Here is a 24,289-nt window from a genome sequence, read left to right as displayed (position 1 = left end):
TTCAATACGGAATCCAGTAAATGCACGAAAGCATTCTGAGCAAACGCTACACCATCAAGGCAATCCCGAACGAGGACCGCCGTCCAATCGAGCTGAGTTCGACAATGAAGCCGCACCCCTTGTCCTACATGGAACTGCCCTTCGACCCGGAATACTCGCTCTACTGCAATCGCATGACCCCGGAACGGCTGAACCACGTTACCGATGACGAGCAGTATTGGGCTGTCCGACAGAAGGTCATTCTGCGCAATACCGGGGAATTCCCTGTGGAAATCTCGGGGCCGGATGCCGAGATATTCGCGAACCGGGTGTTTGCACGTGACGTGAGCCGGGTAAAGGTCGGCCGATGTTCTTACAATTTCGCCCTCTACCATCATGGTGGCATGATCACTGACGGTGTCATGCTGCGCCTTGCGGAAGACAGATTCTGGATGGCTCAGGCCGATGGCGAGCTTTACACTTGGTACATGGCCCACGCGCATGAGTTCGACGTGACGATTTCGGATCCGAGTGTCTGGGTCTCACAGGTACAAGGCCCCCGATCGATGGACGTGCTGCGTGACGCCATTGACGGTCATTTCCCCGATCCATGGCGCTATTTCGACATCGCGACCGTGTCGATTGCAGGGGAAGAGGTCATCATCACCCGCACCGGATTTTCCAATGAGCTTGGGTGGGAATTCTACCTACGGCCGGAAAACGATGCCGAGAAGGTCGGCAACCGCATTTGGGAGGCGGGTCAAAGGCACGGGATGATCCTGACCGGCACGCCAGTATTCCGTGCGCGCCGTATCGAAGCAGGGCTGATGAGCCAGGCGGAGTTCGACAGCACAACTACACCCTTTGACGCCGGTCTCGGACATTTTGTTCAGATGGACAAGCCGGATTTCAACGGCAAGGCAGCCTTGGAAAAGGCCGATAAACGATCGCGAACCTTCGGAATGCGGGTGTGCGGCGGAATCGCGGAACGCGGGCGGACTATCTCGGTTGGTGGCAAATCCGTCGGCACGGTATGTTCCTCGACATGGTCGCCTTACCAGGAATGCGGTGTCGCGCTGGTGCGGATGGATGACCCGAATATGGGACCGGGTACAGAAGTGGGGGTGATCGGCACGGACGGCGCCACGTACAGAGCGCAGTTGTGCAGCCTGCCGATGTATGATGCCGAGGGTGCAATCGTGCGAGGCAGAAACACAACGATACCCGAAGGCCCTGAACCATGGCGGGGTTGACCCTGCCACAACGAAAAACCGCGCTGTCCCGAAGGCCGTTCGACTTCAGTCGGCCTGGCGGGACAGACCTTCACTCATGGAATTGATGACGGATTTGTGTTTGCGACTTGGTTGCCGTCACACCCCCTGCGCCATTATCCAAGTCTTGAACACTTCCGTTGCAGGTGACGCGGTAGGCTTTGCTGGCAGAACGATGCAGTAGGCGAAGTTGGAAATGGCAATGTCTGACAGCCACACAAGCCGACCGCTTTCTATCTCTGGCTCCGCAAACTCGTCCTGCATCCCCAATCCATTTCCGGCGATGACCGCCTGAAGGCGGCTGTTGGCGTCCGGCAGCGAAAGTGCGTTCTTTCTCGGCGCGAATGTCAGTCCCGCGAGATCATGCCAGTCGCGCCAGGCGGCCATGCCGGATGCGTCCGGCAAAAGCGGGATTTCCTGAAAAGCGTTTTCAAGACCAAGTGCTTCGACACGGGCAGCAGTGTCCGGGCTAGCCAACGGCCGGGTGTTGGAGTTGAGCAGAACCTCAACTTCCATGTTTTCGACCGACGGGTCGCACCAGAAGATCGATAGATCGAGGGCGGGGTTTTGCAGATCGGCCTTGGTATTGATCGGCTCGATCTTTAGCGAAATATCAGGGTTGGCGCGGGTGAAGTCGGACAACCTAGGGCCGAGCCACCGCGCGATGAACCAGCTATGGGCGCCGACGCACAGCGGTTCTTCAACGGTTGATCTGATTTCGTATATCACGGCCTCGAGGCGGCCCAGGTGCCGTGTCGCTGCGTCTTTCAGGCGCGTGCCTTCCACTGTCAGGCGGATATGGGTGTGGCGGCGCTCGAACAGGCGCACGCCCAATTCGTCCTCAAGCTTCGCGATCTGATAGCTCACCGCGCCCTTGGACATGTTCAAGGCTTCGCCCGCCGCTGTGAAGCTCATTAGCTCGGAAACGGTACGGAAGACGTTGAGGCTGTCAAAGGATCGAAATCGCATAGTTCTGTTTAATTGAGCTGAACACAGAGATCAAGAAATTGGGTTTGCCGCAGGATGGTTTGGGCATCTAGTCTCACTGCAGGGAGAGACATCATGACACCACGCGATCCGATAGCGCATTTGCCGACCCATGAGGTCATCAACATGCCCCCCCACATGGGCGATCAGAACCTGTGGGCAGATGACCGCGCACTGAGACACTGGGCTTCGCATATGGGCGGGGCGGGTCATACCGGGCATTTCACGCATGTCGGCCATCTGACCGGGCTGGACGAGACCTTCCAGAAAGCCAATCAGGCCAATCGTCATGGGCCCGAACTGCAGGCCTTTGACCGCTACGGCATGCGCATCAACGCAGTCGCGTTTCACCCGGCCTACCACGACCTGATGGACCTGGCGATTTCCAACCAGGTCCACAATTTCGCGTGGCATCATGAGGGCAATGCCGGTCATCTGGGCCAGTCGGTTCTGACCTATATGTTCAGCCAACCCGAAGGCGGCGTGATGTGCCCGATGGCGATGGCCTATTCCGTCGTGCCGTCCCTGCGCATGGCGCCCGCAGTTGCAGAGGAATGGATGCCGCGCATCCTGTCCACCGAGTATGACCGGCGCGACATCCCCGCGAACGAAAAAACCGGCGCAATGATCGGAATGTTCATGACCGAGAAGCAGGGCGGATCGGATGTGCGCGCCAATTCGACAGTGGCCCGGCCTGACGGTGACGGCTACCTGCTGACCGGGCACAAATTCTTCTGCTCGGCTCCCATGTGCGACGCGTTTCTCGTACTGGCCAATACTGAAGGCATGGGCATTTCCTGCTTCCTCATGCCCCGCTGGCGGCCCGACGGAACCCGCAACAACCTGTTTATCCAGCGGATGAAAGACAAACTGGGTAACAAGTCCAACGCCTCGACCGAGATGGAGTTTCAGGACACTTACGGCGTGATGGTGGGCGAGGAAGGCCGTGGCATTCGCACGATCATCGAGATGGTGACGGGCAACCGGCTTTATTGCGCCATGTCCTCGGCGGGGATCATGCGGCAGGCGCTGGTGCAAGCGCTGCATCACACCTCGCATCGATCGGCCTTCCAGAAACGCCTGATCCAGCAACCGCTTATGCAAAATGTTCTGGCCGACATGGCTGTTGAGGTCGAGGCCGCGCTGGCGCTCGGGCTACGGGTGGCGCAGGCGATGGACCGCATGGATGACCCGGCCGAGGCGGCGCTGGCCCGCATTGGCACAGCGGTGGCGAAATACTGGAACACCAAGCGATGCCCGAGCCTTGTGGTCGAGGCGCTCGAATGCCACGGGGGTCCAGGCTATGTCGAGGAAAGCATCATGCCTCGGCTGTATCGCGAAGCGCCGCTTAACTCGATCTGGGAAGGGTCGGGCAACGTGATGGGGCTCGACGTGCTACGGGCCATGGGGCGCGAGGCCGAGGCGATCCCCGCCGTGATGGCGGAACTAGAGAAGGCGCGCGGAAACCATCCCAATCTTGACCGGGCAATCGACGAGCTGCGCGATGAACTGGCCGACCCGGAGGGGCTGGAGGGCCGGATGCGCATGGTGACCGAGATGATGGCCCTGACCCTGCAGGGGGCGCTTTTGACCCGCCACGGCGATAGCGCCGTTGCCGATGCCTTTTGCGCCAGCCGCCTTGCCCCAAGATATCGCGGCGCGTTCGGAACCCTCCCCAAGGGGCTCGACCTCGACGCCATCATCAGCCGCGCACTGCCCGGCTGATCCACCCACCCAAGAACGAAAGGAGCCATGGATATGGCCGGAATGGTATTGCCCATGATCTCTAGCTGTGCGCGCTCGCCGTGGTTCAAGGCGACGCGCGAGATCACCACCGCCTATGGCGACCACGAAGGGCGGCTGACGCCCGTAACCTTTGATCGGCCCATCGTCGAAGAGTACCGGGTGTTGCGCACCAAGGCAGGCATTTTCGATGTACCGGAGGTCCCGCTGGAAATTCGAGGGCCGGATGCAGCGGCGTTCCTTGACTATGTGTTCACGCGGCCTGTCAGCACCATGGCCGTTGACCGGGGGCGTTATGGCCTGATGTGCCACGATGGAGGCGGCATTGCCTGTGATGGTGTTGTGTTCCGGCTGGCGGAAGACTGGTTCTGGTATGTCCATGCGGACCGCGACGTGTTCACATGGCTTCAGGCCCTGAAATTCGGCCATGACGTCGAAATCCGCGATCCGGGAGCCTGGGCGATCCAGATCCAGGGGCCGAACAGCCTAGAGATACTGGACGCCTGCGTCGATGGCAGGGCCCCGGACGGGTTCAAATATTACCATGCGCGTCAGGTCACTATGGGCGGTCAGCCGGTCCTGATCAGCCGGACGGGCTGGACCGCCGAACTTGGCTTCGAGGTCTACAACTTGGAGCCGCATGTCGATGGCATTGCGCTTTGGTCTCACCTGATGGCGGCAGGCCGGCCGCATGGGATGGAGATCCTGTCGACCTACGCCATGAACCCACGGCGGATCGAGGCGGGGATCATGAATTACGGCACCGACATGGGGTGGGACACAACGCCGTTTGATCTGGGGCTAGGCGAGTTTGTCGACTTCGATCATGACTTCGTCGGGCGGGACGCCTTACAAAGCGCCGAACGGAATCCTCGGTTCTCTGGCTTTATGACCGAGGCGAGAGACATCAAATGGGGATCGCCTGTCCAGGCGGATGGCCAGGTGGTCGGCCGTGTGAAGGCATTCGAGCCGTCGCCAACCCTCGGCATGGGGATCGGCTATGTCCTCTTCGACACGCCCGAGGCCATGGCGGCCAATACCTTCACCGTGACGGGCCGAGACGGGACTGAACATCCGCTGGCCCTGCATGCACTGCCATTCTTTGACCCTGACAAACGCATCCCCCGAGGCCTTGAGGTCATGGAGTTCAAAGGATGAAAGACACCGTCTCCAGCGCTCGCCGCGAAAACCTGAAACGCCTCCTGAAACCGCGCCACATCGCTTTTGTCGGCGGCAAGGCGGTCGAGGGCTGCATCAACGCCACCCGTAAATCCGGCTTTGCCGGGGACATCTGGGTCGTGCATCCGAAATACGAGGAACTGGCAGGCATCGCATGCGTTCCAAGCCTTGCCGATCTGCCCGAACCGCCGGATGCCGCCCTGATTGCCGTATCGCGGGAACGCACCGTTGACGTGGTGGCCGAGCTCAACGCTATGGGGGCTGGTGGCGCTGTTTCCATCGTCGGCGAATTTGCTGAAACGGGAGAGGCCGGGGCCGCGCTACAGGCCCGGCTGATCGAGGCGGCCGGAGATCTCGCGCTTGTCGGCCCGAATTGCCTTGGGCTGATGAACATGTTCGATCGCGCAGCTGTCTGGGGTGGCGACAACGTGTTCGAACCAGTCAATGGTAACGGCGTCGCGCTGATCAGCCAGTCGGGCTATGTCGCCTATTCGATCACCAATGTCGAAGAGGCTTTGCCGCTGGGCTACGCCATCAGCATGGGCAATCAGGCGGTGCTGAACGTCGCCGATTTCATCGAAGCCCTGCTGGATGATCCGCGGGTCCGCGCCATCGGCCTTTATCTGGAAGGGATCGTCGATGTCGCCGCGCTGAGCCGAGCCGCCTTGCGCGCGATCGACAAGGGCGTTCCGCTCGTGGCTTTGAAGGCTGGCGGTACGCAGGAGAGTTCCGAACTGACCCGCAGCCATTCGGGAACGCTCGCAGTTGCAAACGAGCTGTGGAGCGCGCTGTTTCGCCGCCTCGGCATTGTCGAGGCTGGGTCGCCCAAGGGCCTGATCGAGACGCTGAAGCTTCTCGGATCGCCCAGGCTGCCAAAAGGTAACCGAGTGGTTGCCGCGGCAAATTCCGGCGGCTATGCCGCGATGATCGGCGAAAAGGGCCGCGCCGCAGGGCTAGAGTTTCCCGCGCCTGACGACGCAGCGCAGAAAGCTCTGCGCCATGATGTGCCCGATCTGGTGTCGCTCCTGAACCCGCTCGACTGGAACCTGCCCTGGGCCAGCATGGCGCGGTCCGAGACCTCGGATGTCGGGCTTGGGTATTTGATGACCGATGAGGTCGACCTCTTGGTCTATTTCATAGACTGGCCCCGGCAGAAGGATGTCGCGAACGTGTGGTGGCCAACGCTCGAAGGTCTGACCCGCCTGAATGCGCGGATCGCCCAACCGGTCTTGGTCGCCAGCGTCCTCCCCGACGGGCTGCCCCCGGATTTGTGCCTCCAACTGACCCACGCAGGCCTGATCTGTCTTCAGGGGCTGGACGACGCATTGGCGGCGATCGCAGCGGCAGGCAGATACCACAGCTTGCGCCGTGCAGTTTTGGCGGACCCTAAAAACCGGGAACTGTCTGCTCCCCCACCTGAGCCCAAGTCGGTCATCCAACTTGACGAGGCAGAGGGCAAGGCAGCATTGGCAAGCTGCGGGCTGACGATCCCTAAGGGCGCGACGGGTTCGGCTGGGCATGTGATTGCTCAGGCCGACACACTCGGGTTTCCTCTCGCGGTCAAGCTTCTCAGCGCCGATCTGGCCCACAAGAACCACGCGGGTGCAGTGCATCTGAACATGGGAAGCAAACCCGCGCTGGAAGAGGCGATTGAAGCGATCAAAACGTCTGTCAGGGCCTACAATCCGGCCCTGTCTACCGACCGTTTTCTGATCGAGCGCATGGTGGCGCAACCCCGAGCAGAATTCATCGTCGGCGTCAGCTACAAGCCGGGATTGGGGCATGCTTTGGTCATTGGTCGCGGCGGGACGGCGGTGGAAGAGCTGAAGGACTATGCCACATTGCTGCTTCCAGCGGGGCGGGCACAAATCGAGGACGCGCTTGCCGGCCTGAAGATCAGCGGCAAGCTAAGGCTTTCCGATACCGAGCGAACCGTGCTTGTGACGCAGATAGAGGCAATCGCTGCATTTGCGGAACAGCACAGAAGCCGTCTGGTCGAGCTCGACGTGAATCCGATCATACTTGACACCGAGGGGCGCGCGACAGCGGTAGACGCGTTGCTGCGGCTTGCACGGGAGTAATCGATCAGGTTCCAGCCTGTTCTTTGAGCCAAACCAGCATCGAGCGCGCACCGGGTGACAGCACTTCGCCCGGAAACACAACGTGGTACCCCGCGCCCTCCAGCTTGGCGTCGGAAAGCGGCACCAGTGTTCCGGCTTCCACCTCTGGCGCGACCAGATCATCCCAAAGGGCGATCCCCTGGCCATCCACGACCGCCTGAACGCGGCTGTTTGAGTCCGGGATGGTCAGGCTGGACCGGCTGGGCGCGTAGGGCAGCCCTGCGGCTTTGTGCCAGGCCCGCCAACCCGCGTCACCGGAGCTGTCACCCAAGAGCGGAAGCTGCCTGACCGCCTCGGCCAGACCAAGCCGCCTAACCTGCTCTGCGACTGCGCGGTTTGCGGTTGGAACGGCAGACAGGGACAGAAGAAGTTCGCTTTTGTGACCCTCCCAGCCGCCAATTCCCCAGAGGATAGCCATGTCCACTCTGACAGATCTCAACATTTCCACCGAGTTAATCGGCTCGATCCGCAGGCTGATACCGGGATTGGCCTCGAAGAAGCGAGTGAGCCTTGGCGAAAGCCAGCGAGACGAGAAGTAGGTCAGTGCGCCAACGGTCACGGCACCCGAGGCTGTGCCACGCAGGTCTTCGATTTCACGATCGATCTGGCTCAGGGCCGTTTGGGACACATGCCACAATCTGCGCCCTTCCTCCGTCAGTTCCAGTTTTGCGTGTGCGCGCTCGAACAGGCGAAAGCCGAGCTCGGCTTCAAGTTTGCCCACTTGGTAACTGATCGACCCTTTCGACTGATGGACCTCGTCCGCCGCCTTGGTCATCGACAGATTGCGGGCAACGGCATCAAAGATCTTGAGGGTATCATAACAACGAAAGCGCATGATTATTGTCTAATTTTTTCGAACGACTTGTGCAAATCATTAGATTTGCTCGGAGCCCATGTGGTCGAATACCATAAACTTAATGCGTGGCACCCATCTGTCCTTGTCGAAGATCACCCGCAGGCGTCTAACAACTCTAAACGGTGAACAACATGACAATCGACCTCTCCCACTATCGTTTCGTCGCCAAGGCTTTGCTGAACAAGGGCGCGCGCCCGCGCGAGCTTGCCCGGACCATGCCTGCCCATCCGCTGAGCTACATGGAACTGCCCTTTGATCCCGAATACACGCTCTACAATTCGCGCCTGACGCCAGAGAAACTCGACACGGCCACGGATGACGAAATGTATTGGGCCGTGCGCACCAACGTCATCTTTCGTCACACCGGCGAGTTGCCGATCGAGATCAGCGGGCCGGATGCGGAAAAGCTTCTGAACAAGTTGTTTACTCGGAGCGTCAGCATGGTGAAGCCGGGCCGCTGCTCCTATCAATTCGCCTGCTATCACGATGGCGGCATGATCACCGATGGCGTGCTGCTGCGGCTGTCGCAGGACAGGTTCTGGATGGCGCAAGCCGATGGCGACCTCTTCAGCTGGTACAAGGCCCATGCCGAGGGGCTGGACGTGAAGATCCACGACCCCAACGTCTGGGTCAGCCAGATCCAGGGGCCGCGTTCGCTGGAACTTCTGGCCGCTGTGCTGGACGGGCCAATGCCCGATCCTTTCCGTTATTTCGATTGTGCTGAGGTCTCCATTGCGGGCCAGACCTGCTGGATCAGCCGCTCGGGTTTCACCAACGAGCTGGGATGGGAGGTCTATACGCTGCCCGACACCGACATCCCGGCCATCGGCGACCGGATCATGGAGGTCGGCGCGGCGTTCGGCATCCTGCTGACCGGAACGCCGGTGTTCCGCGCACGGCGGATCGAGGCCGGGTTGCTCAATGCCGGGTCCGATTTCGGAGCGGAGACGACGCCGTTCGAGGCAGGGCTTGGCGGTTTTGTCGAATTTGACGACCGTGATTTTGTTGGCCGCAAGGCGCTGGAGGCCGCTAGCAAATCCAGTCGCACCTGGGGCATGCGGGTACCCGGCGGTGTAGCACAGCTTGGCCGTGTCATGACCGTTGATGGCAAGGTGGTCGGCCGCGTCTGCTCCTCGGGCTATTCGCCGTATCAAGGCTGTGGTGTTTGCATCGTGCGCATGGACGACCCCGCACAGGGTCCGGGCACAAAGGTAGACGTGCTCTGTGCTGATGGGTCCACTCAAAGCGGTGAGCTCTGCACCCTGCCAATGTACGACGCCGACCGTCTGATCCCGCGCGGCAAATTGGTGGATATCCCGACCAAACGGGTCGCGGCGGAATGACCTTCATGCCCAGCGTTTCAACTGAACGCACTAGGAGTTGCGAACCAGAGGCGGCCTCGGCCGTCTCCACGCACTTTGCATTTCTACTATTGAGGTCGTTCTCCTCGTTGGATCTTTGCGCTGCGCTGGACGTGTTGAATGAAGCCAACCAGTTTGACCAGACGCCCAGATATTCGTGGTCTTTGTTCAGTGAAGACGGAAACGCTGTGTTGGCGTCTAACGGATTGTCCATGAATGTAGATGGCCCGATGATGCCGGTGAGCCGAAAAAGCACAGTAATCGTTCTGGGAGGTAAAGAATATGTAGGCGCATCTACTTTGCCAGTGCTGGCATGGTTGCGAAGTGTGTCCCGGAAAGGTGCGCGCATAGGCGCAATTGGGAGCGCTGTATTCACATTGGCAAAGGCTGGTGTGCGTTTGAACGGGCCAGTTTCTGCACATTGGGCGTATAGGGGGGCAATTGCCGAACATTGCCCAGATTTGGAGTTAAAGCAGAACATCTTCTGTATTGGCGAAAAAAGCCTAACCTGTGCCGGTGGGGCGTCGACCCTCGACATGATGTTGCAACTGATCGCATTGACCAGTGACGGCAGAATAGCCAATTGGGTCGCAGACCGGCTTGTTTGCAGTTCCTTCAGGACTGGACAAGAGGACCAAGGGGCCACCGAGTTCGTGCACATGCGAGAGCGCAACTCCAAGCTGGCAAAGGCAATCAGGGTAATGCAATCGCGCTTGGAAGAGCCTGTTTCAGCGCAGGAGATAGCTGTCTTAACCGGCGTCTCGATGCGTCAGCTTGAGCGCATCTTCAAGGCTCATATGGCGACCAGCCCTAAAGCATTCTATGTGAAGCTGAGGCTGGAACATGCACGGCGATTGCTTCAACAAACAGAATTGCCTCTGATCGAAATTGCGATTGCGAGCGGTTTTCAGAGCCAGTCCCATTTCTCCCGCCTTTACCGGAAGCAGTTTGGAGTTTCACCGCTTCTGGATGTGGGAATCCGGCGAATAGATGATCCTCTCCCAGATGGCGACTGCTCAGAAGGAGCAAGAAAATGTACAATTTGAACCTCACCACCTCGCACTTTCCGGTACAGAATGATGCGGAAATCCGCGACATCACGGTTGGCGGGTTGCTACGAGAGGTGGCAGCCAGCCACCCGGATGCCGTGGCGATGGTGGATGTCGCAGACAGCGGTGACTGCGGCCAGTCATGGACCTATGCGGAGATACTGGCGCAGGCCGAGAGCCTTGCGAATGCCCTCGCCACGCGGTTCGAAGCTGGTGACAGGGTCGTCGTCTGGGCACCCAATATCCCCGAATGGATCTTCATGGAATATGCCTGCGGGCTGGCCGGGTTGGTCCTGGTCACGGCCAACCCGTCCTTTCAGGCCTCAGAACTCAAATATGTGCTGGAGCAATCCGGTGCTGTTGCTCTGTTCATGGTTGATGAGTTTAGGGGCAACCCGATGGCTGAGATTGCGCGCGAGGCGACGAAAGGTAACACGCGCTTGCGCGAGGTCGTCAATCTGGAAGACGAAGATGCGCTCTATGCACATGGAGAACGGTCCGCCATCCTGCCAGATGTCCAGCCGGATGATGCCGCGCAGATCCAGTACACCTCGGGAACAACAGGATTTCCCAAGGGCGCGGTGCTCAGCCACAAGAACCTTGTGAACAACGCGCGGCTGTTCTGCGCGCGCAAGCAGGTTGGGCCGCACTCGGTCTGGGCCAACTTCATGCCGCTCTTTCACACGGCGGGCTGCGCGACGGGGGCTTTGGGGTGCCTTCAGGCCTCTGCCAAGATGCTGTTGAACAAGCGGTTCGACGCGGATGTCTTTGCGCGATTGATCGAGGAACAGGGCGTCACAACCTGTTTCGCCGTTCCCACCATGCTGTTCAACCTGCTGGAGGCGCTTGATCGGACCCCGCGCGACATGTCCTCGCTTGAGGTCATCACGACGGGCGGCGCGCCGGTGCCACCCGATCTAGTCCGCCGGGTGCGGGACCGTCTGGGCTGTCACCTGCTCAGCGCTTTTGGGCAGACGGAGCACAGCCCGATGATCTGCCTGAACCCTGTCGAGGCCACGCTTGAACAGATCGTAGAGACGGCAGGCCAACCACTGCCACAGACAGAGGTTTCGATCCGTTCACCTGAAGACAATCGGGTGCTCTCAATAGGTGAAGTCGGCGAGATTTGCGCGCGGTCCTACGCCGTGATGATCGGCTATAACGACAACCCGGAGGCCACTGCCGCCGCCATCGATAGCGAAGGTTGGCTGCATACCGGCGATCTGGGCACGATGGATGCCCAGGGGTTCGTGCGGGTGACTGGCCGTGTGAAGGACATGATCATACGCGGCGGCGAAAACCATTTCCCGGCCGAGATCGAAGCGGTGTTGGTGACCCACAGGCATGTGGCACAAGTCGCCGTGGCTGGCCTGCCGGACGAGAAATGGGGAGAGGTGATCGCGGCATTCATCTTGTCCGACCAATCGCTCGACGTGGCCGATTTGCGCACCCACTGCCGGGCGCATCTGTCCGCGCAGAAAACGCCATCGGTCTGGGTGCGGGTGCCGGACTTCCCGCTGACAGGTTCCGGCAAAGTGCAGAAATTCGCCATTCGTGAGAAGTTCCTCGCAGGTAGCTACGGAGAGGTTCTGCAATGAGTGTTCGCATTGAAAAGGACGGCCCCGTCTGGACAGTCATCCATTCCCGCCAAGAGGCCCGTAATGCCATGGACCCCGAAAGCGCCCAGGCACTCTTTGAGGCGTTCCAGTCGTTTGACGCGGACGATACCGCCAGCGTTGCCGTGTTCTGGGGCGAAGGCGGTGCCTTTTGCGCCGGGTGGGATTTGAAGCATGCAGCCTCCCTTGCCGGGGCCGAGGCGCTTGATCCGTTCGACTTTCCCGATGAGGGTGAGCCACCGATGGCGGCCATGGGACCCAGCCGGTTGGAGCTCAGCAAACCGGTGATCGCTGCCGTGGCAGGGCCTGCCGTGGCTGGCGGCATGGAACTGGCGCTTTGGTGCGATATCCGGGTGATGGAAGAGACCGCCTTCATGGGGGTCTATTGCCGTCGTTGGGGCATTCCACTGATCGACGGTGGGACAGTGCGCTTGCCCCGTCTGGTCGGCGAAGGTCGCGCGATGGACCTGATCCTCACCGGCCGCCGTGTGGATGCAGAAGAGGCTCTGCAAATTGGCATGTGCGAATACGTCGTGACTGAAGGCGACGCGCGAACCAAAGCCGAAGCCCTGGCCCATGACATCGCCCGCTTTCCCCAAAGCTGTATGCGCGCAGATCGGCGGTCCGTGCGGGCCCAGCACGGGCTCTCGATGCGCGAGGCGCTACAGCAGGAATGGCGTGGCAGCAAGACTGAGGTCACCAAAGGTGTCGAAGGTGCCACCCGCTTCACCAGCGGAAAAGGCCGCGGGGGCGATTTCAGCGATGTATGAGCTAAGCCTCACCACCTCCCATGTCCCGGCCCAGTCCGACATGGAGACGCGCGACATCACCATCGGCGCATTGCTGCGCGAGGTTGCTGCGGCGCGCCCGGATGCCGAGGCTTTGGTCGAAATCCGACAGGACGGATCAGAAGGGCGGCGCTGGACCTATGCCGAACTGCTGGCCGACGCCGAGCAGTTAGCCCATGCACTGTCGAACCGTTTTGCGCCCGGCGAACGGGTGGTGATCTGGTCGCCCAACAGCCCAGAATGGGTCCTAATGGAATATGCTTGCGCGTTGTCCGGACTGGTTCTGGTGACTGCAAACCCGGCCTTTCAGGCGCGGGAATTGGCCTATGTGCTGGAGCAATCCGGCGCGGTCGCCCTGTTCCTTGTCGAGGAGTTTCGCGGCAATCCGATGGCCCGGATAGGTGCTGAGGTCGCGGCGTGCATCACGTCGGTGCGCGAAGTCACGGACATGGAAAGCGCCGCGCTTTACGCGGAAGGGGCCCGCCCGCCTGCTTTGCCCGAAGTCACCCCGGGCGACGCGGCGATGATCCAGTATACATCCGGCACGACCGGCTTTCCCAAAGGGGCGGTGCTGAGCCATCGCGGGCTGGTCAACAATGCGCGCTTCTACGCTTCCCGCTGCGGGGCGACCCAGGCAACCACTTGGGTCAACATCATGCCGATGTTCCACACTTCGGGTTGCGGCATGGTCACGTTGGGCTGCCTGCAGGCGGGGTGCCGGATGGTGCTGGTCAGCCTTTTTGACCCGGACATCGTGCTGGATCAGTCGGAAGCGAACGGCGCGGACATCATCCTTGGCGTGCCGACCATGGTGGTGTCCTTGCTCGATGCACAAGAGGCGCGTCCGCGCGACCTGTCGGCCCTGAAGCTCGTCAGCTGCGGCGGCTCGATGGTGGCGCCGGAGCTGGTGCGCCGGGTGCAGACCCTGATGGGGGCCGGATTTTCGACGCTCTATGGCCAGACTGAACACTGCCCGGTGATCACGCAACACCACTTGTCGGACAGTATCGACGACATCTGCAACACGGCTGGCCAGGCAGTGGCGCAGACCGAGGTTTCGATCCGTAGCATCGATACCAATAGCGCAGTCTCCGTCGGCCAGGTCGGGGAAATCTGTGCCCGCGGCCCATGTGTCATGTTGGAATACAACGACAACCCCAAGGCCACGTCCGAGACTGTCGACGCGTTGGGTTGGCTGCACACCGGCGATCTGGGCCGGATGGATGCGCGCGGCTACGTCACCGTGACGGGACGGGTCAAGGAAATGATCATCCGCGGCGGCGAGAACCATTTCCCGGCCGAGATCGAGAACTGCCTGTTGGAACACGCTGATGTGGCCGAGGTCGCCGTGGTCGGCTTGCCGGACCCGAAATGGGGCGAGGTCATCGGCGCGTTCATCCGCGGCACAGGACCACTCGAAAAAGGCGCGCTGCATGCTCATTGCCGCGCAAACATTTCCCCGCAGAAAACCCCGAATGTTTGGGTGCAGGTCGAGGACTTCCCCCTGACCGGCTCGGGCAAAATCCAGAAATTCGTTCTCCGCGATCGTTTCATCGCCGAGGAATATGTTGAACTCTGACTGACAGGAACCACCATGCAGGACGCATCCAAACACTATATCAACGGCCAATGGGTCGCCTCGGTCGACGGGCGCGAAATGGCGGTTGAGAACCCGTCCACGGAAGAGAAGATCGCCACGATCACTTTGGGTGGCGTCGCTGATGCTGACGCGGCCGTCGCCGCAGCCAAGGCAGCCTTTCCGGCCTGGGCGGCAACAGACCCCGAGGAACGGATCGCCGCACTGGAGCGGTTGATGGAAGTCTACAAGTCTCGGGCTGAAGACATGGCGCAGGCCATCAGCACGGAAATGGGTGCACCTATCGCACTGGCAAAGACGGCACAGGTCGGCGCCGGGGCCGGGCATCTTAAGAACACCATTCGGGCGGCCAAGGCTTTTGCCTTTGAACGTCCTTTGGGGGATCACGCTCCCGGCGACATGATCCTATACGAGCCGGTGGGTATCTGTGCCTTGATCACTCCATGGAACTGGCCGATGAACCAGGTGATGCTGAAGGTCGCCCCTGCATTGGCGGCGGGCTGCACGGTGGTTCTGAAACCCTCGGAACTGTCTCCACTCAGTGCCATTCTGCTGGCCGAGATGATCGATGCAGCGGGCTTCCCACCAGGCGTGTTCAATCTTGTGAACGGTGATGGTGCCGGTGTTGGCGCGCATCTCACCGCGCACCCGGACGTGGACATGGTCAGCTTCACCGGGTCAACCCGAGCTGGTGTCGCGATCAGCAAGGCCGCGGCAGACACCGTGAAACGCGTCAGCCTCGAACTGGGGGGCAAGGGGGCCAACATCATCTTCGCCGATGCAGATGAAAAGGCCGTTGCGCGCGGCGTGCGGCACTGCTTCAACAACTCGGGTCAGTCCTGCAACGCGCCGACCCGGATGCTGGTGGAGCGCTCGATCTACGAGCAGGCCGTTGAAACCGCCCGAGCCGTAGCCGAGAAAACGGAGGTCGGACCGGCGGACATCGAAGGCCGCCAGATCGGGCCGGTTGTGTCTGAAAGTCAACTCAACAAAATCCAATACCTGATCAAGCGCGGCATCGACGAACAGGCCACGTTGATCGCGGGTGGTCTTGGCCGCCCCGACGGGCTGAGCGGGGGTCACTTCGTGCGCCCCACGATCTTTGCTGATGTCACGCCGGAAATGACGATCTGGAAGGAAGAAATCTTCGGGCCTGTTCTTTGCATCACACCCTTCGATAGCGAGGAAGAGGCCCTCGCCTTGGCGAACGATACGCCCTATGGCCTGACGAACTACGTCCAGACTACGGACAAGTCCCGCGCACGCCGGGTCGCGCGTCAGCTGCGGTCTGGTATGGTCGAGATGAACGGCAAGTTCGGCGTTGCCGGGTCGCCTTTCGGTGGCATGAAGCAGTCGGGCAATGGCCGAGAAGGCGGTGTCTGGGGTCTTGAGGAGTTTCTGGAGGTCAAGGCTGTCAGCGATTGGGGTTAGGTATGGCAAAGATTCTGTACGAGAAAGATGGCCGGATCGGGCGGATCACCCTGAACCGACCTGAGGTGATGAATGCCATCGACGATGACCTGCCGCGCGAACTGGCGGCGGCGGTGGCAGAGGCCGACCATGACCGAGACATCCACGTGATGGTCCTGTCTGGCGCAGGAAAGGCCTTTTGCGCAGGCTATGACCTGGCCCACTACGCCGAGGGCAATGGTCCCAACAAGGTGGTACAGGACATGCCCTGGGACCCGATGCAGGATTTCCAGTTCATGTGGGCCAACACGCAAGCCTTCATGTCGCTGTTCCGGGCGATGAAGCCGGTGATCTGCAAGGTTCACGGCTTTGCCGTCGCGGGGGGATCGGACATCGCGCTCTGTGCCGATCTGACCGTCATGGGCGACACTGCTCAAATCGGCTACATGCCCACCCGCGTTTGGGGCTGCCCGACGACCGCAATGTGGGTGCACAGGCTGGGGCCGGAAAAGGCCAAGCGGATGATGTTCACGGGTGACAAGATCAGCGGGGTTGAGGCCGCTGAAATGGGGTTGGTGCTGAAATCCGTGCCTGATGACCAACTGGATGATGAGGTCGAGGCACTGGCAACGCGCATGGCGACCGTTCCCGTCAACCAACTGGCCATGCAGAAGATGGTGATCAACTCCGCAGTAGAGGAAAAGGTCAACCAAACACAGCGCCTTGCCACCGTGTTTGACGGCATCACCCGCCATTCACCCGAGGGCATGAACTTCAAAGCCCGCGTGGAGCAAGTCGGCTGGAAACAGGCGGTGCAGGAACGGGACACCGGGACTTTTGACTGGACCCGCAATAAGCCCTTCGACTGACAAAGCCCGCGAACTACCTGGAACCAACCGTTCGCGTTGGCGTGCCAAATTACGACAAAGCCCCGCCACCCGAGTATAGGATAGGGAAAAACCGCTGCGCTCCGAACGAATGGCTGCCCTTCTCGTCGCGCGGAAGCACCCTGACCAATGCATGCGCGGCAGTTCTTCCGCTGCGAGCGCGCGAAGCGCAAAATCGACACTTCTGGTATGGGCTCCCAGCCGCCATTCGCCGTTCAATGCACGAATGCGTGCTGTCGGGAAATGCTATCATTCGCGTCGTCGTCAGCGAACAGGCCAAACGCGGACAAAGCTACCGTTGAACTATTCTGCTCGAACGACGGCTTCAGGAACTTGGCGTCACCCGCGAGCAAGAGAAGAGCAGCAAAGTTTCGTGGCCTTAACAACAATTGCCATCGCTATGCACAATAGTTTCGAAGAGGCGGTTCAAAATGGCAGCAGGGGATCAATTAGCTTGAAAGACGATTTCAGCCAGTCTGTTTTGGCAGCTCTATCGTTACTCCACTCTCACCCCTGAATACACTGATCAACTGCGGAAGAGAGCGTACCAAATGATCACTCAGAACGCGCACACGGGCATTGTCGCGAAGTTCCGCATGGCGCAACAGCCAAAGATCCTGACGTGGAACGAATTCGGGATCTGTTATCCTCACCAACTCGGGGTCCTGGTCGCAAAGGACACAAGGCAAAAGAACCAGACCAATGCCCGCGCGACAGGCCAACTGCTGCGTTCGCATGTCACCTATCCGCATGACTGTAGGATGGTTTGGGAAGGGGGTGCTTTTCTTCCAGGACTCTGAAGAGCCACTGGGACTAAAGCTGATCCAACCCAAGTCATCAAATGGCTTGCCGTTTCGAATTTTCTGAGCAAGTGCCTTGGAAAGATAAATCGCGCGGGCGGTTTCAGTCAGTTTGCGACCAACGAGGTGGTCGTCCGGGCTTTGTCCGAACCGCAATGCAAGGTCGGCATCACGTCTGTCCAGGTCGGACAGCGATGCGCTCGTTATCACACGCAGATCGATACCAGGATGTCTTCGCCTGAATTCGTCCAGAATCTCCAGCATCGGTTTGACCGCCAGAACATCCCCCATCGACAGGGTGAGCGGTCCGGAAATCTCGCGGCTTTGCCCGAAAGTGCGGCGATCCAAGTTGGCAATCTCATCCTCAATGGTTGCAGCTGTCGAAAGCACTTCCTGTCCAGTTTGAGAAAGCTCGATTTTGCTACCTTTTCGCTGATAAAGTGGTGCACCCGCCAACGCGCTCATCGCCTCCAACCGGCGCGCGACGGTAGAATGGCTGATTCCGAGAGCCGCGCCAGCAGCCCGAGTAGAGCCACTTCGCACAAACAGCAGAAAAAGTTTCAAATCGCCCCAGTCCATCTGTCTCATATGTGCACCAATATGTCTCAATTCAGGAAATTGCGTACCGATAGTGAGACTACTAGCTTTGGCCTGTTCGAGCAACTCTGCCCGAGATCATGCCCCAAACGCCGTCTGTGAGGCCGTGCCTGGGGTGAGAAAAGAAACACATAGGAGAACCGAAATGGCATATATTCTTGTTGACATTCTTCCCTTCAGGGAAGGCAAAACCATCGAAGATGCGCTATCCTATTTTGAGAAAGTCCGCCCGGCGATGGAACGTCATGGTTTGCGGCGCGTTGATGCCCCGCTTCGGGCGCTCAAGTCGCTGCGAGGGGCGCAACAGGCTGACCTCATCAACTTGTTCGAGACCGACGATCCCGAAACCTCGATGCAGGGCATGGCGGGAGATGCAGAGTATCAATCTCATATTGCACTGCGCGACTCGATATTCGACCTAGAGAGCGCGTCGATCATTCTGACCACGAAGCGCGCCTGAGCTATCAGGCGCCTTGAAACCGGACGAGCAAGCAGTCCTTGTCCGGAAGAAACCAACTACCTTCAAGGAAATACCATGAAACTCAAGTCAAGTATTCTGGCTTTGGCCGGAACGATGGCGCTCGCCTCGACGCCAGTTGCTGCGATGTCCGAAGGCGCAAAACTGCCGATCCCTGCAGTGTCGGAGGAACTGACGCTCGCTCCACAGAGTGTCGATGTTCTGTCTTCTTCGATGTCATATATCGAGACAGGTTCCGGGGATCCGGTCCTGTTTGTGCATGGAAACCCGACCTCAAGTTATCTTTGGCGCAATGTCATGCCACATGTGGCCGAAACGCATCGCGCAATCGCAGTGGATCTGATCGGTATGGGGACATCTGGCAAACCGGACATCGACTATTCCTTCGCAGATCACGCTCGGTTCCTCGATGCATTTGTTGCCAAGATGGGCCTTACAGATATTACGCTCGTGGGGCATGACTGGGGTGCCGCACTGGCGTGGGATTTTGCTCGGCGCAATCCCGATCTCGTAGTCAGATTAGCCTTTATGGAAGGCGTTCTTCCACCCGCGATGCCGCAGCCCAGCTATGAGGCAATGGGCGAGGAGATGGGCGGCATGTTCCGCGCACTTCAGGATGAAGAACAGGGATACGAGATGGTCATGGAGGGCAACTTCTTCGTGGAAGGCATCCTGCCCATGATGGTCAACCGCACCTTGGGCGAGCGGGCAATGCAGGCCTATGGCGCACCCTATGCAACTGTCGAAAGCCGTCTTCCAACCTGGATGTGGCCGCGCGAAGTACCGATTGGGGGAGAGCCGACAGAGAACGTTCAACTGATGGCCGACATTCAATCCTTCATGGGCGAAACGGATATGCCTGTCTTGCTGACCTACGCGGAGCCGGGCGTTCTGGTGCCGCCACAAGCCGTTCCTTTCTACAGCAACCTGATCGGTGATCTGGAGACAGTGTTTATCGGTCAGGGCTTGCACTTCATCCAGGAAGACCAGCCGGTCGCGATTGGACGCGCCATCGCGGACTGGCTGCGTCGCAACTGAGAATGTCGGGGAGCGGGTGCATTCTTCGCTCTCCATCCGCCACTACATAAATCCACACATGAGACTGAGATGACCAAGTTTTTCCACTTGCCTGCCAGCTGCTCTTCAGCGGTTCACGCGGCACTTACAATCACGCAAACCCCATTTGAGCTCGAAGTCGTCGATCTCGGCAACAAGTCACAGGCGTTTGAAGAGGCCAACCCGCTTGGAAAAGTGCCAGCACTCTTGGACGACGGCGGGCCTGCCTTCGAAGGCGGAGCCATCAACCTATGGCTCGCAGCAAGGAACCCTGAGGCAGGCTTGATGCCAGAGCTTTCTACTTATGAAGGGCGTGAAGCGTTGAAATGGTTGTTCTTCTGCTACGCAACGATTCATCCGATTTGGATCAGGCTGTTCTTTCCGCAGCGTATTGCGGGGGAAGGTGATCTTGCAGCGGTTTCCAAGCTGGCTGAGACTGATTTGATGGATAATTATGCCTTACTGGACGCGGCCCTTCGGGATCAGGATTTTCTCGCTGGCGATACGATGAGCCTGGCCGATTTATATGTGGCGTCGACACTGCACTGGGAGGCCAAGATCGACGGTAAGATCACACAAATTTTCCCTGCGCTTGCTGCCTTGAAGCAACGCGTTTTGGGTGTTCCCGGCGTGAGCAGGGCCTTTGCCGGAGAAATCACTTAGGCGACCTAACCCAAGCCAAAAACCGCAGGGCGCACAACGGACATTCATGCGACCTGCGGCATTTGTCAAAACGGGCTCTTTTCCCCTCTTCGCCGCGATCTGCACGAACGGCTGCAATCCGATTTAGACCCCATCAGGTATTTAAGGCCGTCGAGACGAGCGTCTGAATAACCTGGGAAACCGAGCCATGAACTGCAAGGAGCTAATTTGAGGTGGCCTTTCTTGTGCAGTTCAAAATTGCGTGGCTGATCACCGTGTTTTCACACGCGGATTGCTGAAACAGCACCCCCGTCAAGCGGAGGCACTACCTTCTGGCCGTTTGGCTCTCATTTTCTCCATCGCCATATCTTTCGCTGACCGGCTTTTCCGCTTTGCGACCGTGCGCTGTGCATCAAATGCCGCCTGAAGTTCCTGATCTTTTTCCGAAACCTCTCTCTTCGGGGCAGGGGCCGGTTTCGCCTCAGCCAGAGCCTTCGCTGTGTCCTTGGCCTGTTCGTCAGCGAGATCCCGATGTGTGCCTTTAATTTTCGGTACATCACCCCCAAGGAACTGCATGAAATACGGATCTTCGAAGTATCGGATCTTGTTTGCAATCACTGGCATCTTGCCTTCACGGATCAGCACAACCTCATTTTCTGGCAGTCGGCCTACATGTTCCGGACGCAGCAGACGAATGCCTTCTTCTCGCTCTGATATGCTGCCCATTTCCATTTTGCCGAGCGCCCGAGACTTCGACTTGCTCATTACTGTTTTGTCACCGATGGACCTGGACACATGTTCGCGTACCTCTGAATCTTCAGACGCCGCAAACATTTGCGTGCCAGCGTTTGCCAGCATCGCCCGAACGCCTTCATGCCCATAGATGCCCTGCAGGCGCGACAGCGTTTGCGAAATCACCACGAGCCGGCCGCCGAACGATCGCATGGTGTCATAGGCTTCAACGACACGGTCAAGGTGGCCGAGGCGCTGAAACTCATCGAGCAGGATCAGAACCTTGAACGGCTCATCTTCGCCCGGCTCAACGGTTTCGATGGTGTTCACCAGATCGAGGAAGAACAGGCGAATGAGCGTCCGGAACTCTTTGACCTTCTTCCCTGGCACAGAAAAGTAGATCGAGGTGGGGCGCCGACGCAGATCTTCAAAGCTGATGTCATTGCCCTGCGTGGCTCTTGCCACAGACGGGTTGCGCCAGAGCTGAAGGCCGGAGTTCAACATAACCGAAATCGTTGACCGCAAGATTTTGGATTCTTCGGCTGCAAGATTCAGGAACTCATCTGCAGCTCGCGCATATCCAACTTCTTCAGCCATTTTCTCATAGTCCTTTTGCTTGGTCGTTTTGACCAGGCGTAGGACTTCGGAAATGTATGGCCGCTTTCTTTTGGTCGCCAACATCGCCATTGCGCAAAACATGCCTTCGACGCCACCCATAAAGCCCTGTGCGGACGAGCTGGGCGTGTCGAACATCTGGGTTGCAACCTGAATCACTTCTTCCCACCGCCGGTCCAGATTGTCGGCACGTGCTGCGCGGCGCAGAGGGTTGTAGCTGTGGCTTTTGTCGGGGTTCTCGGGATCGAACACAAAAACCTCATCGCCCATTGCTGCCCGACGCGCACCCGTGGTCTGGAAAATCTCGCCCTTGATGTCCAGGACGACGCAAGAACCATTGAAACGCAGGACGTTCGGGATCACAAAGCCGCTGGTTTTGCCCGAACCTGACGGGGCAATGAACATCGCGTGTGGCTTTTGGACACCGGGGCCGGGCTTATAGTAGATCGCGTTCTTGTCCTTTGGCTCACCAAATTTGGCAAACACGATTTCACTGTCCAGTGGATCTTTGAGCCTCAAGACTGAAGCGTAGCCCTCCTGGACAAGCTGAGGGGCTTTTGCAAAAGTCGCATCCCCGTATTTCGTTGAGGGTCCACGCAGCGCAGCCGCCACGAATGCAAAGGTCAAAACCCCCACCGCGACCACCGCCACCAGACCCATGATCTGCTGCGTTTCTGCAGGCTGTGCCATGAACTTCTCTGGGATCGCCCAGATATCCAGCCCGCGAAAGCCCCTAGTGTTGATGTATTCGAGCGCCAGCCCGATCACCAACACCGCGCAAGCCGAGGTCGCGATAAAGCCCATAGTACCGGCTATCGCTACCTTCTTGCCTTTGGGTAGATCCTGAAACTCAGCCATCCGTCAGCTCACGTTTGAAGAAGCACACGATGCCAAACTCGGCAGGTACGACGCCGACCATTTCCCAACCGTCTTGCCCGAGCTTCGCAAACTTCTCGCCTGGGTGTTGTCACGTTAACCGTCGTTCGGTTGCTCATGCTTGGATTTGGACATAGGTGACATCGATGAATTCATCGTCGATCAGCTACAAGCACCACCGATTTCCTCCTCAGATCATCGCTCACGCGGTGTGGCTTTATGTTCGCTTCAATTTGAGCCTACGGGAAGTTGAAGAGATGCTTCTACAACGTGGGATCGATGTTTCTTACGAGACCGTCCGCCGTTGGGTCTTCAAATTCGGGCCGGCGATAGCTCAAAACTTGCGGCAGAGACAGGGCTGCCCAGGTGATGTCTGGCATCTGGATGAAGTTGCCGTGAGAATCTCAGGTCGCAAGTATTGGCTTTGGCGCGCGGTCGATCAACATGGCATCGTGCTGGACGAAATACTCCAACCGAAACGGGACAAACGGGCTGCAAAACGGCTGTTACGCCGCCTGGTAAAGCGTTTTGGTATTCTTCCCAAGCGGATCATCACGGACAAACTGCGCTCATATGGCGCCGCCAAGCGAGAAGTCGCGCCGGGGTTGGATCATTGGTCACACAAGGGTTTGAACAATCGAGCCGAAAACAGCCACCTGCCATTCCGTAAGCGGGAACGAACGATGCAGGGGTTTCGGTCCCCAGGAGGTTTGCAGAGGTTCGTGACAACCCATTCAGCCGTTCGGAATTGCTTCTGTGCCCCCGCACGCCGTCGCTCAGCCTTAACAATTCGATATCACCGCCTCGAAGCATTTGACGCCTGGAATGCCGCCACTCGAGCTGCTTGAAGTCCGGGCATCAGCATTCCTTGGTGGGTCGGAAGTTAACGTGACAACACCGTTTCCATCGCATTCGCTCCAAACCCGGCGAAGCAAAGAATCGTCGCCAGGAAAGACTCAAAAACTCGCATCGCCGTAATCCTCTCGATTATGTCTCGACGTCAACCTATGGCAGAAGGAAGCTAAAGGTCCATGACGAATGATCTTCTGAACCATGACCCGATCGCACGTTCAGCTACGTTCTTGAACCAATACGCTTCAAGCGCGCTATGGTGTGAGAGGCTGACTCAAATCACATTCGAATTAAGAAATTATAGTAGTGGGCATTGGCGCTACCTCAGCGTCTCATCCCATGTGCCCCGAATCGTGAATTATCACGCTTGACTGTTGTCACTGTGCCCTTAATTTCTGGACGCAGATGCATCTTGGTGCATTTACCCAGGTTTTGTGCCCTTAATTCTCGGATATCCACAGGCCACCAACCAGGGACCTCACATACATTCGGTGAAGGACCGAAGGGTCCCTGTACCGGATCACGTCTGCCTAACACACGACTTATCCCCAGAATGCACGGTCTTGGAATTTAAGGCACAGTCCGGCAATTAAGGACACAGTCCAGAAATTAAAGGCACAAATTGGAACTGATTTTACTCAATTTTTTGAAGCAAGCGTCCAGAAATTAAGGGCACCGTGACACACGATCAAACCGCCGCTCTGTTTGGATCTGTTGCAAACTTTTGGCTGTTGACGAGGTCAGATGCTGCGGGTGAATGACTTTCGGTAAAATCAGTCGAAAGTCAGTTCATGATTT

At 58.7% G+C, this 24,289-nt stretch carries 19 protein-coding genes; 15 read left to right on the top strand and 4 right to left on the bottom strand.

Annotated features, from left to right (window positions below; genetic code table 11):
• The first annotated feature begins 20 nt into the window (after positions 1-20).
• Positions 21-1,232 carry an aminomethyl transferase family protein gene (locus tag ACR0CG_RS19995; protein ID WP_170649845.1) on the top strand — a complete coding sequence of 404 codons (1,212 nt, stop codon included), beginning with the start codon at positions 21-23 and terminating at the stop codon, positions 1,230-1,232.
• Between the two features lie 117 nt (positions 1,233-1,349).
• On the opposite strand, the gene ACR0CG_RS19990 is transcribed toward ACR0CG_RS19995, so the two are convergent.
• Positions 1,350-2,219: a LysR family transcriptional regulator gene (locus ACR0CG_RS19990; protein WP_170415531.1), complete on the bottom strand. Its 870-nt coding sequence runs from the start codon at positions 2,217-2,219 to the stop codon at positions 1,350-1,352.
• 93 nt (positions 2,220-2,312) lie between these two features.
• Between ACR0CG_RS19990 and ACR0CG_RS19985 the strand changes: the two genes are divergently transcribed.
• The 3 genes from ACR0CG_RS19985 to ACR0CG_RS19975 are packed head-to-tail and all read left to right on the top strand — an operon-like array spanning position 2,313 to position 7,240.
• On the top strand, positions 2,313-3,962 hold the full coding sequence (locus tag ACR0CG_RS19985) for an acyl-CoA dehydrogenase family protein (protein WP_170415529.1): 1,650 nt from the start codon (positions 2,313-2,315) through the stop codon (positions 3,960-3,962).
• A gap of 33 nt (positions 3,963-3,995) precedes the next feature.
• Positions 3,996-5,138 carry an aminomethyl transferase family protein gene (locus tag ACR0CG_RS19980; protein WP_170649843.1) on the top strand — a complete coding sequence of 381 codons (1,143 nt, stop codon included), beginning with the start codon at positions 3,996-3,998 and terminating at the stop codon, positions 5,136-5,138.
• A complete protein-coding gene (locus ACR0CG_RS19975; protein ID WP_480527056.1) occupies positions 5,135-7,240 on the top strand; it encodes an acetate--CoA ligase family protein in 2,106 nt (701 codons plus the stop codon). The genes ACR0CG_RS19980 and ACR0CG_RS19975 overlap by 4 nt, the downstream gene beginning before the upstream one ends.
• Positions 7,241-7,244: 4 nt before the next feature.
• Here ACR0CG_RS19975 and ACR0CG_RS19970 read toward each other — a convergent pair whose 3' ends face one another.
• A complete protein-coding gene (locus tag ACR0CG_RS19970; RefSeq protein ID WP_170415523.1) occupies positions 7,245-8,114 on the bottom strand; it encodes a LysR substrate-binding domain-containing protein in 870 nt (289 codons plus the stop codon).
• 152 nt (positions 8,115-8,266) lie between these two features.
• Here ACR0CG_RS19970 and ACR0CG_RS19965 point away from each other — a divergent pair, with 152 nt between their 5' ends.
• The 7 genes from ACR0CG_RS19965 to ACR0CG_RS19935 are packed head-to-tail and all read left to right on the top strand — an operon-like array spanning position 8,267 to position 16,825.
• Positions 8,267-9,478, top strand: coding sequence for an aminomethyl transferase family protein (locus ACR0CG_RS19965; protein WP_170649840.1), 1,212 nt, complete (start codon positions 8,267-8,269; stop codon positions 9,476-9,478).
• On the top strand, positions 9,475-10,542 hold the full coding sequence (locus ACR0CG_RS19960) for a helix-turn-helix domain-containing protein (protein ID WP_170709419.1): 1,068 nt from the start codon (positions 9,475-9,477) through the stop codon (positions 10,540-10,542). The genes ACR0CG_RS19965 and ACR0CG_RS19960 overlap by 4 nt, the downstream gene beginning before the upstream one ends.
• Positions 10,530-12,143, top strand: a complete 1,614-nt coding sequence (locus tag ACR0CG_RS19955; protein ID WP_170649838.1) for an AMP-binding protein — start codon at positions 10,530-10,532, stop codon at positions 12,141-12,143. Before ACR0CG_RS19960 ends, ACR0CG_RS19955 begins: the two co-directional genes overlap by 13 nt.
• Positions 12,140-12,931 carry a crotonase/enoyl-CoA hydratase family protein gene (locus ACR0CG_RS19950; RefSeq protein ID WP_170709417.1) on the top strand — a complete coding sequence of 264 codons (792 nt, stop codon included), beginning with the start codon at positions 12,140-12,142 and terminating at the stop codon, positions 12,929-12,931. Before ACR0CG_RS19955 ends, ACR0CG_RS19950 begins: the two co-directional genes overlap by 4 nt.
• Positions 12,924-14,528 (top strand): AMP-binding protein, encoded by a 1,605-nt coding sequence (locus ACR0CG_RS19945; RefSeq protein WP_170709488.1) that lies wholly within the window; start codon positions 12,924-12,926, stop codon positions 14,526-14,528. The genes ACR0CG_RS19950 and ACR0CG_RS19945 overlap by 8 nt, the downstream gene beginning before the upstream one ends.
• A gap of 15 nt (positions 14,529-14,543) precedes the next feature.
• On the top strand, positions 14,544-15,977 hold the full coding sequence (locus ACR0CG_RS19940; RefSeq protein WP_170649837.1) for an aldehyde dehydrogenase family protein: 1,434 nt from the start codon (positions 14,544-14,546) through the stop codon (positions 15,975-15,977).
• A 2-nt stretch (positions 15,978-15,979) separates the two neighbouring features.
• Positions 15,980-16,825: a crotonase/enoyl-CoA hydratase family protein gene (locus ACR0CG_RS19935; RefSeq protein ID WP_170649836.1), complete on the top strand. Its 846-nt coding sequence runs from the start codon at positions 15,980-15,982 to the stop codon at positions 16,823-16,825.
• Between the two features lie 485 nt (positions 16,826-17,310).
• On the opposite strand, the gene ACR0CG_RS19930 is transcribed toward ACR0CG_RS19935, so the two are convergent.
• Entirely contained in the window at positions 17,311-18,306 is a 996-nt protein-coding gene (locus ACR0CG_RS19930) for a LysR family transcriptional regulator (RefSeq protein ID WP_170570592.1), read from the bottom strand.
• A gap of 79 nt (positions 18,307-18,385) precedes the next feature.
• On the opposite strand from ACR0CG_RS19930, the gene ACR0CG_RS19925 reads away from it, so the two are divergent.
• From ACR0CG_RS19925 to ACR0CG_RS19915, 3 genes are all read left to right on the top strand, one after another.
• Complete coding sequence (locus ACR0CG_RS19925) at positions 18,386-18,700, top strand: hypothetical protein (RefSeq protein WP_170415507.1); 315 nt, start codon at positions 18,386-18,388, stop codon at positions 18,698-18,700.
• Between the two features lie 75 nt (positions 18,701-18,775).
• On the top strand, positions 18,776-19,756 hold the full coding sequence (locus tag ACR0CG_RS19920; protein WP_170570589.1) for a haloalkane dehalogenase: 981 nt from the start codon (positions 18,776-18,778) through the stop codon (positions 19,754-19,756).
• A gap of 69 nt (positions 19,757-19,825) precedes the next feature.
• On the top strand, positions 19,826-20,437 hold the full coding sequence (locus ACR0CG_RS19915; protein ID WP_170415503.1) for a glutathione S-transferase family protein: 612 nt from the start codon (positions 19,826-19,828) through the stop codon (positions 20,435-20,437).
• Between the two features lie 291 nt (positions 20,438-20,728).
• Here ACR0CG_RS19915 and ACR0CG_RS19910 read toward each other — a convergent pair whose 3' ends face one another.
• Positions 20,729-22,621 (bottom strand): type IV secretory system conjugative DNA transfer family protein, encoded by a 1,893-nt coding sequence (locus ACR0CG_RS19910; protein WP_170649835.1) that lies wholly within the window; start codon positions 22,619-22,621, stop codon positions 20,729-20,731.
• Positions 22,622-22,785: 164 nt separating this feature from the next.
• Between ACR0CG_RS19910 and ACR0CG_RS19905 the strand changes: the two genes are divergently transcribed.
• Positions 22,786-23,487: an IS6 family transposase gene (locus tag ACR0CG_RS19905; protein WP_170389003.1), complete on the top strand. Its 702-nt coding sequence runs from the start codon at positions 22,786-22,788 to the stop codon at positions 23,485-23,487.
• The last annotated feature ends 802 nt before the right edge of the window (positions 23,488-24,289 follow it).

It is taken from the genome of Ruegeria sp. AB8 (genome assembly GCF_056542605.1).
The sequence above is the reverse complement of the archived record's forward strand: the minus strand, read 5'-3'. Positions and strand labels throughout refer to the sequence as shown.

What these genes read in the sequence shown, in the direction of transcription:
- ACR0CG_RS19995 (WP_170649845.1), top strand. Translation starts at nt 21, where the DNA reads ATGCACGAAAGCATTCTGAGCAAACGCTACACCATCAAGGCAATCCCG.
- ACR0CG_RS19990 (WP_170415531.1), bottom strand. Translation starts at nt 2,219, where the DNA reads ATGCGATTTCGATCCTTTGACAGCCTCAACGTCTTCCGTACCGTTTCC.
- ACR0CG_RS19985 (WP_170415529.1), top strand. Translation starts at nt 2,313, where the DNA reads ATGACACCACGCGATCCGATAGCGCATTTGCCGACCCATGAGGTCATC.
- ACR0CG_RS19980 (WP_170649843.1), top strand. Translation starts at nt 3,996, where the DNA reads ATGGCCGGAATGGTATTGCCCATGATCTCTAGCTGTGCGCGCTCGCCG.
- ACR0CG_RS19975 (WP_480527056.1), top strand. Translation starts at nt 5,135, where the DNA reads ATGAAAGACACCGTCTCCAGCGCTCGCCGCGAAAACCTGAAACGCCTC.
- ACR0CG_RS19970 (WP_170415523.1), bottom strand. Translation starts at nt 8,114, where the DNA reads ATGCGCTTTCGTTGTTATGATACCCTCAAGATCTTTGATGCCGTTGCC.
- ACR0CG_RS19965 (WP_170649840.1), top strand. Translation starts at nt 8,267, where the DNA reads ATGACAATCGACCTCTCCCACTATCGTTTCGTCGCCAAGGCTTTGCTG.
- ACR0CG_RS19960 (WP_170709419.1), top strand. Translation starts at nt 9,475, where the DNA reads ATGACCTTCATGCCCAGCGTTTCAACTGAACGCACTAGGAGTTGCGAA.
- ACR0CG_RS19955 (WP_170649838.1), top strand. Translation starts at nt 10,530, where the DNA reads ATGTACAATTTGAACCTCACCACCTCGCACTTTCCGGTACAGAATGAT.
- ACR0CG_RS19950 (WP_170709417.1), top strand. Translation starts at nt 12,140, where the DNA reads ATGAGTGTTCGCATTGAAAAGGACGGCCCCGTCTGGACAGTCATCCAT.
- ACR0CG_RS19945 (WP_170709488.1), top strand. Translation starts at nt 12,924, where the DNA reads ATGTATGAGCTAAGCCTCACCACCTCCCATGTCCCGGCCCAGTCCGAC.
- ACR0CG_RS19940 (WP_170649837.1), top strand. Translation starts at nt 14,544, where the DNA reads ATGCAGGACGCATCCAAACACTATATCAACGGCCAATGGGTCGCCTCG.
- ACR0CG_RS19935 (WP_170649836.1), top strand. Translation starts at nt 15,980, where the DNA reads ATGGCAAAGATTCTGTACGAGAAAGATGGCCGGATCGGGCGGATCACC.
- ACR0CG_RS19925 (WP_170415507.1), top strand. Translation starts at nt 18,386, where the DNA reads ATGGCATATATTCTTGTTGACATTCTTCCCTTCAGGGAAGGCAAAACC.
- ACR0CG_RS19920 (WP_170570589.1), top strand. Translation starts at nt 18,776, where the DNA reads ATGAAACTCAAGTCAAGTATTCTGGCTTTGGCCGGAACGATGGCGCTC.
- ACR0CG_RS19915 (WP_170415503.1), top strand. Translation starts at nt 19,826, where the DNA reads ATGACCAAGTTTTTCCACTTGCCTGCCAGCTGCTCTTCAGCGGTTCAC.
- ACR0CG_RS19910 (WP_170649835.1), bottom strand. Translation starts at nt 22,621, where the DNA reads ATGGCTGAGTTTCAGGATCTACCCAAAGGCAAGAAGGTAGCGATAGCC.
- ACR0CG_RS19905 (WP_170389003.1), top strand. Translation starts at nt 22,786, where the DNA reads ATGAATTCATCGTCGATCAGCTACAAGCACCACCGATTTCCTCCTCAG.